Source organism: Shimazuella kribbensis DSM 45090, assembly GCF_000428065.1.
GTDB classification, from domain to species: Bacteria; Bacillota; Bacilli; order Thermoactinomycetales; family Thermoactinomycetaceae; genus Shimazuella; species Shimazuella kribbensis.
Map to the genome: position 1 here is coordinate 150,662 of NZ_ATZF01000011.1, position 15,529 is coordinate 166,190.

The window sequence follows — 15,529 nt, forward strand, 5'->3', positions numbered from 1 at the left end:
ATGTTTGCGACCCTTGGTAACATTTTTAAGGTAGAAGACCTCCGCCGTCGAATATTTTTTACTCTTATCATGTTAGTAGTATTTCGAGTAGGTAGTTTTATCCCTGTTCCAAACACAAACCCTGCTGTATTACAGCAACTTGCTGATAAAAGTCAAGGAGTATTCGGCCTGATCAATGCTTTTTCTGGTGGAGCCTTCAGTAATTTCTCTATCTTTGCGATGGGGATTATGCCTTATATTACTGCTTCGATCATTGTTCAACTACTCACGATGGATGTAATTCCTGCATTTGCTCGTTGGGCAAAAGAAGGGGAGACAGGTAGACGTAAAATTACACAAGCGACACGTTATTTTACGATCACTTTGGCTTTGATCCAATCGATTACTTTGTCCTTAGGATTTGATCGTTTGTTAGGAAATGGATTTATACAGAACCCTAACTTTTGGACTTACGCACTTATCTCTCTAACATTAACAGCGGGTACAGCTTTCTTGATGTGGGTAGGGGAGCAAATCACAGAAAAAGGGATTGGGAACGGTATCTCTATTCTTATTTTTGCTGGTATTGCTGCTAGCATCCCTACTCATATCAGTCAGATATACAGTAGCTTGTTTACCAAGAATGCACCGATTGCCATTGGTGTATTAAAAACTGTCGGATTACTTATTGTGGTTGTGCTAGTCATTGTGGCTGTTATTTACATCCAACAAGGTGTACGTAAAATCCCAGTCCAATATACCAAGCGTGTGGTAGGACGTAAGATGTATGGGGGGCAATCGACTCACTTGCCTTTTAAAATCAATGCGGCAGGTGTTATCCCAGTAATCTTTGCATTATCACTTTTGCTTTTCCCACCAACTATCGCAAGTTTTTGGGCAGGAAATGCAGTAGCAGATTGGATTCGGGTGAACTTTGACTATACACAAGCTCCACTAGGTATGATTCTTTATGTGCTTCTAATTGTTGGATTTACGTATTTCTATACTTTTGTACAGATCAATCCAATGCAATTATCGGATCAGATGAAGAAAAATGGTGGTTTTGTTCCTGGTATTCGTCCTGGTAAAGCGACAGAATCTTATCTCACAAAAGTATTAAATCGCCTTACGCTTCCAGGGGCATTTTTCCTTGCAGCAGTTGCCATTCTTCCAGTCTTTATCATTTCTCTGTCAGGTCTTCCACAATCTGTGCAGATCGGTGGTACTTCCTTGTTGATCGTAGTTGGGGTAGCACTAGAAGTAATGAAGACGATCGAGAGCCAACTAATCAAGCGCCACTACAAAGGATTCATGAATAGCTAAGACAAAGAAACTGACATACACGAAAGACCTATTTGGGTCAAACTTGATACGTGTGGCCGTCCTTCCGGAGGGATGAGATGTGAATATCATACTGATGGGATTACCTGGTGCAGGAAAAGGAACACAAGCAGCGATCATTGTTGAGAAACTGCATATTCCTCATATTTCCACTGGGGACATGTTTCGTGCCGCTGTAAAAGAAGAGACACCTCTTGGAATAGAAGCTAAATCTTACATGGATCAAGGGGCTCTGGTCCCTGACCGTGTGACGATTGGTATTGTCCGAGATCGGTTAGGCAAAGATGATTGTGAAAGTGGTTTTCTACTAGATGGATTTCCACGTACTGTTCCACAGGCCGAAGCTTTAGATGATTTGCTTCGAGATATCGGGAAAGAAATTGACCATGTCATTTACATCGAAGTACCTCAGAATGAATTGCTAAGCCGATTGACAGGTCGTAGAATTTGTCGAGAGTGTGGAACAACCTTCCACCTTCAGTTTGCTCCACCTAAACAAGAGGGAGTATGTGACCGCTGTGGTGGTTCTCTTTACCAGCGAGAAGATGATCAAGAAGAGACCGTTGCAAAGCGGTTGAAAATTAATCAAGAACAGACAGAGCATTTGATTCGTTACTACACAGCAAATGAAAAGCTTGTGCGAGTGGATGGAGAAAAACCGATAGAACAAGTAACAGAAGCTATCTTGTCTAACATTCGGAGTACGTCTAATGATTACAATTAAATCAGAGAATGAAATCGCAAAAATGCGTCAAGCAGGTAGGTTAGTCGCTTTAACGCATCGTGAATTGAAAAAATATATTCATCCAGGAATTACGACTTTGGAACTAGACCAGCATGCAGAGAAGTTTATTCGTAGTTTTGGAGCAACACCTTCTTTCAAGGGGTATAACGGCTTCTCTGGAAGTGTATGCACTTCCGTTAACGAAGAACTTGTGCATGGGATTCCAGGGCCTCGTAAACTCCGAGATGGAGACATTATTTCAATTGATATTGGTGTTTATTATGAAGGGTTTCATGGCGATTCTGCTTGGACATATCCAGTTGGTACCATTTCACCTGAGGCTGCCCGTCTTCTAGCAGTGACAGAAGCCTCTTTAATCGAAGGTCTGAAAGTACTGAAGGCAGGTATACGTCTTGGAGATATGGGAAGTCGCATTCAAGCAATTGCAGAAGATGCAGGCTTTTCTATCGTTCAAGAGTATGCAGGACATGGAATTGGAAGAGAGTTGCACGAACAACCTACTATTCCAAACTATGGCATTGCTGGACGTGGACAAAGAATAAAAAGTGGAATGACGCTGGCGATTGAACCAATGGTAAATATGGGATCTCGATTCGTTCATACATTAGATGACGGATGGACAGTAGTAACCGATGACGGTTCTTGGTGCGCCCATTTCGAGCATACTACCCTGATCACAGATCAAGGCTATGAGATTCTAACCCTAGCAGAAGGTGACTTCGAATGAAGGCCTTAAAAGAGGCAGCAAGTCGAATTCATTTAGGGCAGATAATAATGGTCTTATCTGGACGGGAAGCAGGAAAAAATGCTGTTGTCGTTCGTTTGGATGATTCTTATGTCTGGCTCGCAAATGGCAAAGATAGAAAGTTTGGGAAGCCAAAACGTAAGAATAGACGTCATATACAACCTACCAAATTTATTTGCGAAGATGTTTGCGAAGCGATACAATCCAGTGGAACTGTAGATGATGCAAAATTGGTGTTTGCCCTAAATCAGTACAAAAAGCTGAATTTGAAGGGGGGGAAATCTGTTACAGAGCATAGAAAAAACACCTAACGAGATTGAGGTGGAAATGGCTGAGCTTGACTAAGATCCATGATTAGGTTAACTTAGTTGTGATCTGTAAGTCATTTGAAAGCTAGTGACTTATTCATATGAGGCGATGAAGCGAAAGCTCAGCTATTTACTATGTTTTTGGTGGCAGAGTAACTTATTGGCCAAAGAAGATGTGATTGAGGTTGAGGGTATTGTAAAAGAACCCCTACCTAACGCCATGTTTAAAGTGGAGTTAGAGAACGGTCATGAAGTTCTCGCTCATGTATCTGGTAAGATTCGCATGCACTTCATTCGGATATTGCCAGGAGACAAAGTGACAGTTCAACTTTCTCCATACGACTTATCCCGTGGGCGTATTACCTATCGGTATAAATAGTCTAAAGGTTAGAGTGGAGATTAGAAGTTACAGCAAAACAGAAACTTCTATTTGTCCCTCTAAAATAGGAGGTTTGGAGAAGTGAAGGTTCGACCATCCGTAAAACCCATTTGCGAGAAATGCAAAGTCATCAAACGCAATGGAAAAGTAATGGTGATTTGTGAAAATCCAAGGCACAAACAAAAGCAAGGTTAGGAGGTGTAGAGATAGATGGCACGTATAGCAAGTATTGACTTACCTCGTGAAAAACGGGTAGAGATCGCTCTCACCTACATCTACGGTATCGGACGCCCAAAAGCGAATGAAATCTTGGCTGCAACTGGAATCAATCCAGATACTCGTGTACGTGATCTTACAGAAGAAGAAGTTTCCAAACTACGTACTTACATCGATAAAGGTGTAGTAGTAGAAGGTGACCTTCGTCGTGAGATTGCTCTTAACATCAAACGTTTGATGGAGATCGCATCCTACCGTGGTATTCGTCATAGAAGAGGTTTACCTGTTCGTGGTCAAAGTTCGAAGACCAATGCTCGTACACGTAAAGGTCCACGTCGTACTGTAGCGAACAAGAAGAAATAATAAGTAAGGAGGGATACAAGTGGTAAAACGTAAAACATCCAACCAACGCGTGAAACGTCGTGTGAAAAAACACGTTGAATCTGGCGTGGTACACATCCGCTCCACTTTTAACAACACGATCATCACTATCGCTGATCCACGTGGTAATTCTATCGCTTGGGCTAGTGCTGGTACGATGGGCTTTAAAGGTAGTCGTAAAAGCACTCCTTTTGCTGCTCAAATGGCTGCGGAACAAGCTGCTAAAACAGCAATGGAAAGCGGTATGAAAAGTGTTGAAGTAATGGTAAAAGGTCCAGGAGCTGGACGTGAAGCAGCGATTCGATCACTACAAGCTGCGGGATTAGAAGTGAACTTGATTAAAGACGTAACTCCAATCCCACACAATGGTTGTCGCCCACCAAAGCGTCGTCGTGTATAGTGAGTCGTGACTGTTGGTTTATTTTACCGGTAGTTTGTGTATAATGGATGGGACATGAGTCGTCATCATCTCTATACTTTTAAAAATACCGAATAATGCCCGGAACGCGACGTTCTGAAGGAGGGGCCGTATGATAGAAATTGAAAAACCTAGGATCGAAGCGGCAAAAATGAGCGACGATCATCGATACGGAAGATTCGTGGTGGAACCCCTAGAACGTGGATACGGAACAACATTGGGTAATTCGCTGCGCCGTATCTTGCTCTCCTCTTTACCCGGCGCTGCTGTCACATCTGTGCAAATCGATGGGGTTTTGCACGAGTTTTCCACTATTGCGGGTGTGGTAGAGGATACAACTGAGATTATCTTAAATCTAAAAAAGCTATCTCTGAAGATTCATTCCGATGAGGAAAAAGTATTAGAAATTGATATTGAGGGCGGTTCTGGGGGAAGAGCTGTTCTTGCTGGAGATATCCGAGCGGATAGCGATGTTGAGATTTTGAATCCAAATCTTCATATTGCAACGCTTGCAGGGGGCTCCCATTTACATATTCGCATGACAGCGAATCGTGGACGTGGTTATGTACCTGCTGAGCGAAACAAGTCTGAGGACTTGCCAATTGGTGTTATTCCTATCGATTCTATTTATACACCGATCGACAGAGTTAACTTTCAAGTTGAAAATACGCGTGTTGGACAAGTTACCAACTATGACAAACTAACTTTGGAAGTTTGGTCTGATGGTAGTTTGCACCCAGACGAAGCAGTTAGCTTAGGGGCTAAAATCTTAAATGAACATCTTATGCTTTTTGTTGGTTTGACTGAAGAAGCACAAGGTGCGGAGATTATGGTTGAAAAAGAAGAGGATAAGAAAGAAAAAGTAATGGAAATGACCATCGAAGAACTTGATCTATCTGTCCGTTCTTATAACTGCTTGAAACGTGCTGGTATCAACACCGTACAAGAGCTAACACAAAAGTCTGAAGAAGATATGATGAAAGTACGTAACTTAGGACGTAAATCCCTAGAAGAAGTGCAAGAAAAACTAGTGGAACTCGGACTTGGATTACGTGAAGAAGATTAATCCTAAGTAGCGGGGGAGGGAAATAATCATGGCATACTCCAAGTTAGGACGTAACAGCAGTGCGAGAAAAGCACTTCTTCGTGACCTTGTGACTGACTTGATCCTAAACGAGAGAATCGAGACAACCGAAGCAAAAGCTAAGGAACTCCGTTCGATTGCTGACAAGTTGATCACACTTGGAAAACGCGGCGATCTCCACGCTCGTCGTCAAGCATCTGAGTTTGTTCGTACCAATCGTTCCTATACAGAGAACGAAGGGGAAGAAACTACTCATCACAAAAACATTGATGCAGTTAAAAAGTTGTTTGAAGATATCGCACCACGTTACCAAGAGCGCAATGGTGGATACACTCGTATTTTAAAACTAGGACCACGTCGTGGCGACGGTGCTCCAATGGTTTTCATTGAACTTGTAAAGTAATAGAATTTTTAAAGGGGAGGGCAGGATCGGACCGGTCCACCCTTTTTTATTTCAATAAAAACAGTTTCTTTATCTTATGTAGGAATGTAGCTGTATTTAGAACGCTTGCCAATCGGCAAGTTTTCTTATATAAATAGTGTGAATAGAGATCTTATTTACGAATGAAACAGAGTCTCTATCTGTCTAAAAGGAAAGAACAAGCCACATCAGTAAGTTTCACTTGGGAGTATTTGTATGGGAACAGATATCACTTTACAAAACGTATGGTTTCACTACTATCCAAACACTCAGGCTAAAGAGAATTGGGCCGTTAAGGATGTCAGTCTTACCTTTTCACAGGGTGAGTATATCAGTATTATTGGCTCCAATGGTTCTGGTAAATCGTCTTTAGCGTGCCTTTTAAATGGGCTATTTATCCCCTCAGAGGGTAAACTTTTTATCAATGGCACGGCAATCGACAGTGATCAAGATCGCTGGGAAATGAAACGTCGAGTAGGGATGATTTTCCAAAATCCAGATAATCAGATTGTTGCGCCTTCTGTACTTGATGATATCGCTTTTGGTATGGAAAACTTAGGTGTAACGAGAGAAGACATGCAAATTCGTATTCAGCAAGTTCTTCAGCAAGTTGGGCTGACAGGTTTTGAAAAAAAAGAACCTCATCATTTATCAGGTGGTCAAAAGCAAAGATTGGCAATTGCAGGTATACTAGCCATGCAGCCGGATGTAATCTTATTTGATGAATCTACATCGATGCTAGATCCCGATGGTCGTAATTCCATTTTACAGTTGATGAGTGAGCTGCATGATGTTGGTATTACGGTTATACATATTACACATCAGGCATCAGAAGCATTTCGTGCCGATCGCATTATTGTACTCCATCAAGGAAGCGTGATGCTTGATCTCCCAAAGAAATCACTTTATGCAAATGCTGCACAACTTGATCAATGGGGTTTGGATGTACCTCTAAGCATACAACTTCATCAAGCATTGCGGAAAAAAGGCTGGCAGGTATCCGATAAAGTAGAGAGTGAAGAACAATTGGTGAGTGAATTATGGACATTGATGTAAAAGAACTTTCGTATGTATACCAAAAAGGAACTCCCTTTGAAGAGCAAGCCTTAAGTAATGTTTCTCTTGCTATTCCACATGGGAAAATACAAGCGATCGTTGGAAAGACAGGTTCGGGGAAATCAACACTTATCGGTCTTCTATCGGGTTTATTGCGGCCCTCTTCTGGAAGTATCACGATAGGTGATTATCATGTAACATCCAAAACAAAGAAAATCCCCTTCCGGTCTAAGGTAGGGGTTGTTTTTCAATATCCAGAACAACAACTATTTGCTGAGACGGTATTTAAAGATATTGCTTACGGGCCTAGTAATCAAGGAGTTTCTTTGAAAGGGATAGAAGATCGTGTGCAGCAGGCAATAAAGATGGTGGGGCTTGATGAAACACTGCTTTCAAAATCTCCTTTTGGTTTAAGTGGTGGACAGATGAGGAGAGTGGCTCTCGCTGGTGTACTAGCGATGGAACCCTCTATTCTGATCCTAGACGAACCAACAGCAGGGCTTGATCGAGCAGGAAGTGAACAATTGCTCTCATTGATCCAGTCTTTGCATGAAAAAAATCAAGTAACCATTATTTTAGTTACCCATCAGATGGATGAAGTAGCACGACTAGCAGATCAAGTATTGGTAATGGATAAGGGAGAATCTGCGTTTTATGGAACACCAATCGAGCTTTTTTCGGACAAAGAGAGGTTAAGAGAATTTGGTTTGGAGCTTCCAACAATAACAAAATTAATCAATCACCTTAATCATCGGATTAATTCTCCTATTCCAACTTCTATATTTGAATTGGATCAACTTGTTGCATACCTAGAGAAAAGGCGAAAGGAGACTGAAAATGAGTAGGATTGTAATCGGACAGTTTATGCCGGGTAATTCGATCCTCCATCGGTTTGATCCTCGGGCAAAACTCCTATTTGTATTTCTGTTCTTCTTTCTCATCTTTTTCGTAAATAATATATCTACCTATCTTGTAATCTATCTTTTTGTTTTCTTCTGTATTGGACTATCACAAATACGAATTCGTCTTTTTCTTGGGTCTATTAAGCCGGTCTTGTTTATTATTATATTTACCTCTATTTTGCATTTGGTCATGACCAAAGGAGGAACTATTCTTTTAACTACCCCATTTTTTACGGTATATGAAGAAGGAGTTCGACAAGCAGCTTTTATTTCTTCTCGTTTTCTTATACTAGTAGTCATGGCGTCCTTGTTAACTTTTACAACGTCTTCCCTTGATCTCACGGATGCGCTGGAACAACTCATGGGGCCACTTCGCAAAATTCGTGTACCTGTCCACGAACTGGCTCTGATGATGTCGATTGCCCTTCGCTTTATTCCTACTTTGTGGGAAGAAACCGAAAAAATCAAAAATGCTCAGTTAGCACGAGGAGCAAATCTGGAGAGTGGCAATATATTTAAACGATTAACAGCCTATATTCCTATTTTTATTCCATTGTTTCTTTCTTCTTTTCGTAGAGCGGAGGAGTTAGCAATGGCGATGGAAGCACGGGCTTACCGGGGCGGTATTGGTCGAACCAAATTTCGTCTGTTAGAGTATAAAAGAAAAGATTACATGTTGATAGTGATCTTTCTTCTTTTAGTAATTGGTATAGGATGGCTTCGTTCATGAGGAAAATTAAATTGATTATCGCTTATGATGGCACGGATTTCTCCGGTTTTCAGCGACAACCGGGACGTCGCACGATACAAGGGGTAATGGAAGAGACACTCAGTAGAATATTAGGCGAAGAGATTATTATTGAGGGATCAGGTCGAACCGATGCAGGTGTACATGCTTTGGGGCAAGTATGCCACTTTGTCACGACAAAGCCAGTTCCAGCAGGGCGATTTCCCTATATACTCCGTCATACTCTTCCTCCTGATCTTATTGTGGCAGACAGTGAAGAAGTAGGTGCCGATTTTCATGCTAGAAAAAGTGCTCATTGGAAAACTTATCGTTATCAAGTAGAAACTGGGGCAGTACCAAGACTTCACATGCGGCGATTTGCTTATCATTATCCTGCGCCAAACATCAACCTGAGTGCAATGAAGCAAGCTGCTGCACATTTGATAGGTAAGCATGATTTCACCTCTTTTTGCTCTGCTAAGACAGAGATAGAGGATAAAGTACGGACCATTTATGATGTGACTGTATGGGAAGAAGAGGCTTTCCGTTATGTCGAAGTAACCGGAAGTGGATTTCTTTATAATATGGTACGGATCATCGTAGGTACATTACACGATGTGGGTAAAGACAAGCTCAAAGCAAAGGATATTCCCCAAATAATAGCAGCATGTGATCGCCAAGCAGCTGGGTCGACCTTTCCTCCGGAAGGTTTACACCTTGTGAAAGTTGGATACAAGCAAAGAAATAAAAGTCTTCTTTGAGGAAGGCTTTTTTGTTTTTAAAAGCTATTTATAAAGAGTGTGTCTCCTTGGCAAATCGAAAATTACTAGTAAAAAATGATAAAGACTTTTTATTATTCAGTTTATAATTTATACTTGAAATAGTAATCGTTCCCTACCCTTCCTAGAAGGGAGAGAGGAGAAGTATCATGGACAGGAAGACTCGCGTTCTGAAGGTTCTGACCGAACGTCTGGAGGCGATCTCTCAGGAATCGCCCACCAACTCCCTGATGTATATTAAAATTTCATATAAATAGAGGAGATAGCTCTTTACTTATTGTAGAAGGGCTATTCTTTTTCCAAAGTTAATTTCTTTCGATCAAACATAGATAATTTCATATGTATTGTTAGATAGTTATCTGGAAGAATGACTATCATGCGTGAAACTCGACTCCTCAGGCGGCCGTTGTTAACAATGGCATGTGATCTACCATAAAAAGAGGTTTAATCTAAGTAAATGGTTCTATCATAATTAGAGTAGAAAGATATTTATAATTATAATGTTTTCGATATTAACACTATTAAATCCTTAATAGATCTGATAGATTAGTAGTTGTCTCATCCCTGTGTTTGCTGGAGGTAAGCAAAAAATATGTACACTCTGAATGATAAATTCGGCTGTTTTGAGGGTAAAAGATTGATCTTGTTCGATTTGGATGGACCAATCGCAATGCAGCCTAAGGGTCATAAGTCTGCTAGGTTGGATGAAGATGAGAGATACGTTCAACTACTAGGCGACTACCCGCTCACTCATCCTCATGAACTATTGGTGAAACTTGTCAAAGAGGAAAATCCTGTATTGCAGGATGTAGAGAGGCTTGTTACAAGCAAAGAACGATTGTCTGCCGAGTCCGCAATCCTGACACCGTTGGCCAAAGAGTTTGTAGAAACACTTGAACAGCTACACTTTGGGTTGGCTGTTACCAGCAACGGGAGTATCGAAGCGGTAGACAGGTTTCTAGAGAAAAACAGCGTGACGTCTTTTGGGGAGCATGTCTATACACGTACTTCAGATCGGATCTTGCTCAAGCCAGATCCGGATTGTATCCAAAGAGCAATTGCAAACACGGGAATTGCTGCATCTGACAGCCTGATGATTGGTGATTCATGGTCAGATGTAGTTGCAGCGAAGTCTGCAGGAGTTGCTTTTCTCGGGTTTGCTTGGACAGAAGAGAAGAAACAAGAGTTGCTTGAAGCTGGAGCACAATTGCTCGTGAGTTCATGGGAAGAGCTACTTCGTCAGCGATAAGGGAAACAGGCACTGCTTTGAAACCGGTAAGGATTTAAAAGCAGTGCCTGCTTATATTTAATAAAATTGTACAGGGATACTGGATTGTCCAGTATCCCTGTTTTGTCTTCTCAGGTAAAGACTTAGGAGTTGATCATCTGAAGCGCCTTATCCAGCAGCTCCTGATCCCCATCGTTAAGAGGGCGACTATCTACCCGCCATTGGATCAAGTGAGGTGCCAAACCCTTAGGACCTTTCCTATAAGCATTAAGGGTGCTTGCAGCGTCTCGTAGAGGGGTTGAACCTTGTACAAGAAGCATTGCAATCTCACTATATTCGATCGTTTGACTCATGTTCTATCTTTCTGTGTTGGGTGATAGGATAGCATCTATATTGTAAGACATTTAGGTTTGGAAAGTGTTATGAGCAGTGTAAGGTAGCGTAAAGGTTTTGTTAATTGTGAAGGACACCAAGTTTCTGGTGTCCTTTTTCTTGTCAATCACAAATACTTTTGTCATCGATTTCTATCTGGGATTGTATCTCCATAGTGTGATGATTAGAATAAACTTCTCTTACTTTGCTTATATCCCTGTTGTTTACACACCATACCTTATGATAAAAGCTAAATTGGTGTTGGGTTGTGGGGATAGTGTTTTTCTTAATGATCCGATTACTGGGCAGGGCAGCAACCTAGTTTCGTATGGTGCAGAACAATTAGCTGAAACGATATTAGAAAGCAAACATTTAGCTTGGAATCTTAATATTGGGGAGTCTTATTGAAGTCGAGTAAAACAAAGTGTAGAGGCAGTAACGAAATGGACAAATGCGATGACTCTTCCAATGCCAGAACATGTTATGCAATTCATGTTTGCATGTGCACAGGATCAAGCAAAAGCTAACGAATTTGCTAAATGGTTTGATGATCCAACCATAGCACATGATATCTATTTCCCTCCTAAACCATAAAGAATGATATAAAATAGTAAGTTAGTATTATGATGGCTTTTATTTTTTTGCAAGATTACTTGTTCTCTAATCGGCAGGATTATTAACATTTTTTTGATTAATCGGCGAAAAACCAAATAGATGTTGATCTGTTTGGTTTACATTATACGCCTCTATGCGAGCTCATTATTTTTTCAGTCCGGTTTCTTATCTACGTAGATAAGAAACCGGACTGTCCGGAACCGTGGACTGATCAACCGGACTTCGCTGGTCAGATCGAAGTGGAGATCCACGCAATGTAGGCCACAAGAGTCAGGAAGGCGATGATGCTCCATTCCATCCACCCAGAGGCTTCCCACCAGAACTTCAGATCCTTGTGGAAGTCCCATCGAATCTCCATCAACCACAGAGGGAGGAGAATGCAGGGAATCACAAGGGCAAGTGTACTGAAGCCGAAGAACAGAATGAGAGACCAGAACAGAGTGGTCAATACGAATACGAGTGCCCACCTGTAAATAAGGTTCTGGTGCAGAGACAGGACAAACTTCGACAGGGCGGTCGGGATCATGTTCCACTCCATAGAGTTTGGTTCGGACAATTAATACTTATAGTATAATGGAGTATCCATTTTTGTAAACTTTATATCATCACCTGAGCAAGTAGGAGAAATTTCGTTCTCATCACTCCATATCTTTTCCATACTTTTGGTACTAGTTCTCTGCAATGCAAGTTAAATTTTACCTCACATGAATGAAAGGCTGGTTCATTTTTTATCTAATATGTAAAATATCTGATGGACTAGAGCAGCAACCCTGTTAAAGAGGGGATGGAAAATGAGCATGACAACTATTTTTATTACTGGTATCCTTATCTTAGTCTTTATTTATGCGATTATTATCGCAGTCGTTCTCATTTACGCGAAATCTTCAGGGAAAGATCCAAAACCAACCATTACTACTTTGATTGTAGTATTGGTGATATTTTTGCTCGTTCTCGTTTACATATATAGCGATTATATGAATACGAACTAGAACGTAAAATAATTTTCTTTGTTATATCAAAAATTAGTATCTTTGGCTATTCCATTGACATTAGACCCTTTATTGAGGTATGATCGTATTTGGTATTTTCCGCTTGCCCCGTGGAAAATCATGTTCGGCAAAAATCGATTGTCCGATAGATACTACCTTTCTACCCTTTGCTTCGGGGAGTAGAAAACACAACAAACCTTACTTAAGGAGTGAATCAAATGCGCACCACCTATATGGCTAAGCCACAAGACGTGGATCAAAAGTGGTATGTGGTAGACGCAGCAGGTAAGACTCTTGGTCGCCTAGCTACCGAAGTAGCTACCTTGCTTCGTGGAAAACACAAACCAACCTACACCCCTCATATTGACACTGGTGATTTCGTTATCGTTATCAATTCTTCTCAAATTACCCTAACAGGTAAAAAATTAGAGCAGAAAAAATACTACCGTCACTCTGGATTCCCAGGTGGATTGAAATCCATCTCAGCTGGAGACCTTCGTGCAACTCGCCCAGAACGCATGATAGAGGCAGCTGTAAAAGGCATGCTTCCTAAAGGACCACTTGGTCGTAGCCAGTTGAAAAAATTAAAAGTATACGCAGGTGCTGAACATCCTCATCAGGCTCAACAGCCAGTTGAATATCAGCTTCGCGGTTAATAGGAGGACACTTACGTGGCACAAGTACAATATCGCGGTACCGGACGCCGTAAAGAATCCGTAGCACGTGTACGTTTGGTAGCTGGTGATGGTCGTATCGTCATCAACAAACGTAATATCGATGATTTCTTTAATCTTGAAACACTAAAAGCAATCGTTCGTCAACCATTAGTACTAACAGATACCGTTAACCAGTATGACGTATTGGTTACTGTTGAGGGCGGTGGATACACTGGACAAGCTGGAGCAATCCGTCATGGTATCTCCCGTGCGCTTCTAGAAGTAGACGCTGAACTTCGTCCAGCTTTGAAAAAAGCAGGTTTCCTAACCCGTGACCCACGAATGAAAGAACGTAAAAAATACGGCTTGAAAGCTGCTCGTCGTGCACCTCAGTTTTCCAAGCGTTAAATATCAACACTTCAAGGGCTCTCAACTATTTTGGTTGGGGGTTCTTTTTTGTGCAAATAGGGGACTTGATCGTCACTCAGAATTTAAAAAATTCTTTCCGTACGGAAAATAATGTAATATGGTATAGATATTACTTCGTTCGGAGTAAAGGAAAAAGAAGGTGACCTATGGGTAAATTCTATGCTGTGAAAAAAGGAAGAGAAATTGGTGTATTCCATACTTGGGAAGAATGTAAGCGACAAGTAACTGGATTTCCGAGTGCTTCATACAAATCATTTGCTAGTTATGAAGAAGCTGAATTATTTGCCTTTGGCGAGGGGAATAAAGAAGATATACCATTAGATTTTAAAGCTGAAATAACGGCTTATATAGATGGTAGTTACAATGATAAGCAAAAATATTATAGCTTCGCGAGTATCATTTTTGATGGAAATAAAAAATTAACGTTTGCAGCAGCAGAGAACAACATAGAAATTTTGGATCAAAGGAACGTGGCAGGTGAAATCAAGGCTGCTATTCAAGTAATAGAGTATGCTTTGAGTCAAAATGCCAAATCCATCGAGATATTTTATGACTATGCTGGTATCGAAAAATGGGCTACGAATGAATGGAAAGCTAAAAACACCTTCACGCAAAATTATGTAAAATTTATCCAACGAGTAAGTCCGCAAATCAAGATAGTATTTTCAAAAGTTAAGTCGCATTCGGGCAACAAATATAATGATGAAGTGGATCTACTTGCTAAGGAAGTATTACAAAACCCAAGTAAAAAAATAGAAGGTTTTTATGATTTAAAGACAGAAGATAATAGTACTTAGAAAAAAAGTTATTATTTAAATAGAGTTGGTTTTGTCAAAGTCTTATGCCAGCCCTCTTATTTTAAATTAAATATAATCCACTTTCCTTTAGGGAAAGTGGATTATTTATTTGGTTACTTAGTATGAGTAATCACCTTATTCGGTCACATCTGGGTCCATAATAGACGTAAAAAATACGGCTTTATTCAAACTAATTCTGTTAATCAGTATGAAATGAGTATTATTTAAATGAAATCAAAGAAAATGGACTTTGTATGGTGACATTCGTTAAAACGTCTAGTTCTTGAACCCGCTTATTACAGTAAGAAGAATTTTCTTTTAAAAACGTATCGATATAAGCAGGATGGCACATCACTTCTAATGTTCCCTTATCTTCTGCCTTTTGATGAAGATCAGTGAAAAACTCCGTAGCTACATTTTCTCCATAGAAACCATCTAGAAATACATCGGATAATAAAGGAATATCCTCTACTTTCTCCCTAAACGCATTTCTGACAGGTAAGTTATACTTTTGTGCCAACTCCCTTACTACTGGTGTGAGATATGGCCATGCATGGATATGATGATGGCTGTCCATATGAGCAGGTGAAATCCCAAAAGAAAGGAACTTTTGAATTTGATTATCCCACTCTCTCCTTACATCTTCTAATATCACACCTGAGTTATTAGCGTAATTTTTATCCACCTTAAAGAAACCATGTTCATCAACAAGTGAGGGGACATTTTGATTTACTGGTTTTCCAAAAGTAAGAACAAGGTGTATTCCTACTCGAAGCTGAGGATATTGCTTCGCTAACTCTACCGCATGTTCTGTTCCTGGTGTATGAACCATCATGGTTGTCGAATTCACAATACCAAAACGGTGAGCATCAATGATTCCGTGGTTAACCCCTCTGGAAAAGCCAAAATCGTCAGCATTAACAATTAGTGGAATCACAGTATACGCTCCTCTCCAATTTTAA

The 15,529-nt window shown here is 40.6% G+C and carries 23 protein-coding genes; 21 read left to right on the forward strand and 2 right to left on the reverse strand.

All coding sequences use genetic code 11. The annotated features are described in order from the left end of the window. The 15 genes from secY to A3GQ_RS24520 all read left to right on the forward strand — a co-directional run bounded on the left by secY (position 1) and on the right by A3GQ_RS24520 (position 10,730). Positions 1-1,302 carry a preprotein translocase subunit SecY gene (secY, locus tag A3GQ_RS0114785; RefSeq protein ID WP_028777719.1) on the forward strand — a complete coding sequence of 434 codons (1,302 nt, stop codon included), beginning with the start codon at positions 1-3 and terminating at the stop codon, positions 1,300-1,302. 79 nt (positions 1,303-1,381) lie between these two features. Then, the gene (locus tag A3GQ_RS0114790; RefSeq protein ID WP_028777720.1) at positions 1,382-2,044 is read left to right on the forward strand and encodes an adenylate kinase; all 663 of its coding nucleotides are present in this window, start codon (positions 1,382-1,384) and stop codon (positions 2,042-2,044) included. Continuing rightward, positions 2,031-2,792 (forward strand): type I methionyl aminopeptidase, encoded by a 762-nt coding sequence (map, locus tag A3GQ_RS0114795; RefSeq protein ID WP_028777721.1) that lies wholly within the window; start codon positions 2,031-2,033, stop codon positions 2,790-2,792. Before A3GQ_RS0114790 ends, map begins: the two co-directional genes overlap by 14 nt. Further along, the gene (locus tag A3GQ_RS24515) at positions 2,789-3,121 is read left to right on the forward strand and encodes a KOW domain-containing RNA-binding protein (RefSeq protein WP_051271852.1); all 333 of its coding nucleotides are present in this window, start codon (positions 2,789-2,791) and stop codon (positions 3,119-3,121) included. The genes map and A3GQ_RS24515 overlap by 4 nt, the downstream gene beginning before the upstream one ends. Before the next feature lie 157 nt (positions 3,122-3,278). Beyond that, complete coding sequence (infA, locus tag A3GQ_RS0114805) at positions 3,279-3,497, forward strand: translation initiation factor IF-1 (protein ID WP_028777722.1); 219 nt, start codon at positions 3,279-3,281, stop codon at positions 3,495-3,497. A gap of 81 nt (positions 3,498-3,578) precedes the next feature. Continuing rightward, positions 3,579-3,692 (forward strand): 50S ribosomal protein L36, encoded by a 114-nt coding sequence (rpmJ, locus tag A3GQ_RS0114810; protein ID WP_028777723.1) that lies wholly within the window; start codon positions 3,579-3,581, stop codon positions 3,690-3,692. Positions 3,693-3,707: 15 nt separating this feature from the next. After that, the gene (rpsM, locus tag A3GQ_RS0114815) at positions 3,708-4,076 is read left to right on the forward strand and encodes a 30S ribosomal protein S13 (protein ID WP_028777724.1); all 369 of its coding nucleotides are present in this window, start codon (positions 3,708-3,710) and stop codon (positions 4,074-4,076) included. Positions 4,077-4,095: 19 nt separating this feature from the next. Next, entirely contained in the window at positions 4,096-4,494 is a 399-nt protein-coding gene (gene rpsK, locus A3GQ_RS0114820) for a 30S ribosomal protein S11 (protein WP_028777725.1), read from the forward strand. 130 nt (positions 4,495-4,624) lie between these two features. Further along, positions 4,625-5,578: a DNA-directed RNA polymerase subunit alpha gene (locus tag A3GQ_RS0114825; protein ID WP_028777726.1), complete on the forward strand. Its 954-nt coding sequence runs from the start codon at positions 4,625-4,627 to the stop codon at positions 5,576-5,578. A 28-nt stretch (positions 5,579-5,606) separates the two neighbouring features. Further along, positions 5,607-5,999, forward strand: a complete 393-nt coding sequence (gene rplQ / locus A3GQ_RS0114830; protein ID WP_028777727.1) for a 50S ribosomal protein L17 — start codon at positions 5,607-5,609, stop codon at positions 5,997-5,999. 234 nt (positions 6,000-6,233) lie between these two features. Further along, complete coding sequence (locus A3GQ_RS0114835; RefSeq protein WP_028777728.1) at positions 6,234-7,073, forward strand: energy-coupling factor transporter ATPase; 840 nt, start codon at positions 6,234-6,236, stop codon at positions 7,071-7,073. Next, positions 7,058-7,918, forward strand: coding sequence for an energy-coupling factor transporter ATPase (locus A3GQ_RS0114840; RefSeq protein ID WP_028777729.1), 861 nt, complete (start codon positions 7,058-7,060; stop codon positions 7,916-7,918). Before A3GQ_RS0114835 ends, A3GQ_RS0114840 begins: the two co-directional genes overlap by 16 nt. Continuing rightward, positions 7,911-8,705, forward strand: coding sequence for an energy-coupling factor transporter transmembrane component T family protein (locus A3GQ_RS0114845; RefSeq protein WP_028777730.1), 795 nt, complete (start codon positions 7,911-7,913; stop codon positions 8,703-8,705). The genes A3GQ_RS0114840 and A3GQ_RS0114845 overlap by 8 nt, the downstream gene beginning before the upstream one ends. Then, the gene (gene truA / locus A3GQ_RS0114850; protein WP_028777731.1) at positions 8,702-9,463 is read left to right on the forward strand and encodes a tRNA pseudouridine(38-40) synthase TruA; all 762 of its coding nucleotides are present in this window, start codon (positions 8,702-8,704) and stop codon (positions 9,461-9,463) included. The genes A3GQ_RS0114845 and truA overlap by 4 nt, the downstream gene beginning before the upstream one ends. A gap of 610 nt (positions 9,464-10,073) precedes the next feature. Then, positions 10,074-10,730, forward strand: coding sequence for an HAD family hydrolase (locus A3GQ_RS24520; protein WP_051271855.1), 657 nt, complete (start codon positions 10,074-10,076; stop codon positions 10,728-10,730). Between the two features lie 122 nt (positions 10,731-10,852). Here A3GQ_RS24520 and A3GQ_RS0114870 read toward each other — a convergent pair whose 3' ends face one another. Beyond that, complete coding sequence (locus A3GQ_RS0114870) at positions 10,853-11,062, reverse strand: hypothetical protein (protein WP_028777732.1); 210 nt, start codon at positions 11,060-11,062, stop codon at positions 10,853-10,855. Positions 11,063-11,201: 139 nt separating this feature from the next. Here A3GQ_RS0114870 and A3GQ_RS0114875 point away from each other — a divergent pair, with 139 nt between their 5' ends. The 6 genes from A3GQ_RS0114875 (at position 11,202) to A3GQ_RS24525 (ending at position 14,567) form a co-directional block, all read left to right on the forward strand. Further along, positions 11,202-11,489, forward strand: coding sequence for a hypothetical protein (locus A3GQ_RS0114875; RefSeq protein WP_028777733.1), 288 nt, complete (start codon positions 11,202-11,204; stop codon positions 11,487-11,489). Between the two features lie 60 nt (positions 11,490-11,549). Then, on the forward strand, positions 11,550-11,675 hold the full coding sequence (locus A3GQ_RS28255) for a hypothetical protein (protein ID WP_281170837.1): 126 nt from the start codon (positions 11,550-11,552) through the stop codon (positions 11,673-11,675). An 812-nt stretch (positions 11,676-12,487) separates the two neighbouring features. Next, positions 12,488-12,685: a hypothetical protein gene (locus A3GQ_RS0114890; protein WP_028777735.1), complete on the forward strand. Its 198-nt coding sequence runs from the start codon at positions 12,488-12,490 to the stop codon at positions 12,683-12,685. Positions 12,686-12,903: 218 nt separating this feature from the next. Beyond that, complete coding sequence (gene rplM, locus A3GQ_RS0114895; protein WP_028777736.1) at positions 12,904-13,341, forward strand: 50S ribosomal protein L13; 438 nt, start codon at positions 12,904-12,906, stop codon at positions 13,339-13,341. A 15-nt stretch (positions 13,342-13,356) separates the two neighbouring features. Beyond that, on the forward strand, positions 13,357-13,749 hold the full coding sequence (gene rpsI, locus A3GQ_RS0114900; RefSeq protein WP_028777737.1) for a 30S ribosomal protein S9: 393 nt from the start codon (positions 13,357-13,359) through the stop codon (positions 13,747-13,749). A 167-nt stretch (positions 13,750-13,916) separates the two neighbouring features. Then, positions 13,917-14,567, forward strand: a complete 651-nt coding sequence (locus A3GQ_RS24525) for a ribonuclease H1 domain-containing protein (RefSeq protein ID WP_051271857.1) — start codon at positions 13,917-13,919, stop codon at positions 14,565-14,567. 220 nt (positions 14,568-14,787) lie between these two features. Here A3GQ_RS24525 and chbG read toward each other — a convergent pair whose 3' ends face one another. Next, complete coding sequence (chbG, locus tag A3GQ_RS24530) at positions 14,788-15,504, reverse strand: chitin disaccharide deacetylase (RefSeq protein ID WP_037465086.1); 717 nt, start codon at positions 15,502-15,504, stop codon at positions 14,788-14,790. Positions 15,505-15,529: the final 25 nt, after the last annotated feature.

Bases quoted from the DNA above. Each gene is read 5' to 3' on its own strand.
- secY (WP_028777719.1), top strand. From the start codon at position 1: ATGTTTGCGACCCTTGGTAACATTTTTAAGGTAGAAGACCTCCGCCGT.
- map (WP_028777721.1), top strand. From the start codon at position 2,031: ATGATTACAATTAAATCAGAGAATGAAATCGCAAAAATGCGTCAAGCA.
- A3GQ_RS24515 (WP_051271852.1), top strand. From the start codon at position 2,789: ATGAAGGCCTTAAAAGAGGCAGCAAGTCGAATTCATTTAGGGCAGATA.
- rpsM (WP_028777724.1), top strand. From the start codon at position 3,708: ATGGCACGTATAGCAAGTATTGACTTACCTCGTGAAAAACGGGTAGAG.
- A3GQ_RS0114825 (WP_028777726.1), top strand. From the start codon at position 4,625: ATGATAGAAATTGAAAAACCTAGGATCGAAGCGGCAAAAATGAGCGAC.
- rplQ (WP_028777727.1), top strand. From the start codon at position 5,607: ATGGCATACTCCAAGTTAGGACGTAACAGCAGTGCGAGAAAAGCACTT.
- A3GQ_RS0114835 (WP_028777728.1), top strand. From the start codon at position 6,234: ATGGGAACAGATATCACTTTACAAAACGTATGGTTTCACTACTATCCA.
- A3GQ_RS0114840 (WP_028777729.1), top strand. From the start codon at position 7,058: ATGGACATTGATGTAAAAGAACTTTCGTATGTATACCAAAAAGGAACT.
- A3GQ_RS0114845 (WP_028777730.1), top strand. From the start codon at position 7,911: ATGAGTAGGATTGTAATCGGACAGTTTATGCCGGGTAATTCGATCCTC.
- truA (WP_028777731.1), top strand. From the start codon at position 8,702: ATGAGGAAAATTAAATTGATTATCGCTTATGATGGCACGGATTTCTCC.
- A3GQ_RS24520 (WP_051271855.1), top strand. From the start codon at position 10,074: ATGTACACTCTGAATGATAAATTCGGCTGTTTTGAGGGTAAAAGATTG.
- A3GQ_RS0114870 (WP_028777732.1), bottom strand. From the start codon at position 11,062: ATGAGTCAAACGATCGAATATAGTGAGATTGCAATGCTTCTTGTACAA.
- A3GQ_RS28255 (WP_281170837.1), top strand. From the start codon at position 11,550: ATGCCAGAACATGTTATGCAATTCATGTTTGCATGTGCACAGGATCAA.
- A3GQ_RS0114890 (WP_028777735.1), top strand. From the start codon at position 12,488: ATGAGCATGACAACTATTTTTATTACTGGTATCCTTATCTTAGTCTTT.
- rplM (WP_028777736.1), top strand. From the start codon at position 12,904: ATGCGCACCACCTATATGGCTAAGCCACAAGACGTGGATCAAAAGTGG.
- A3GQ_RS24525 (WP_051271857.1), top strand. From the start codon at position 13,917: ATGGGTAAATTCTATGCTGTGAAAAAAGGAAGAGAAATTGGTGTATTC.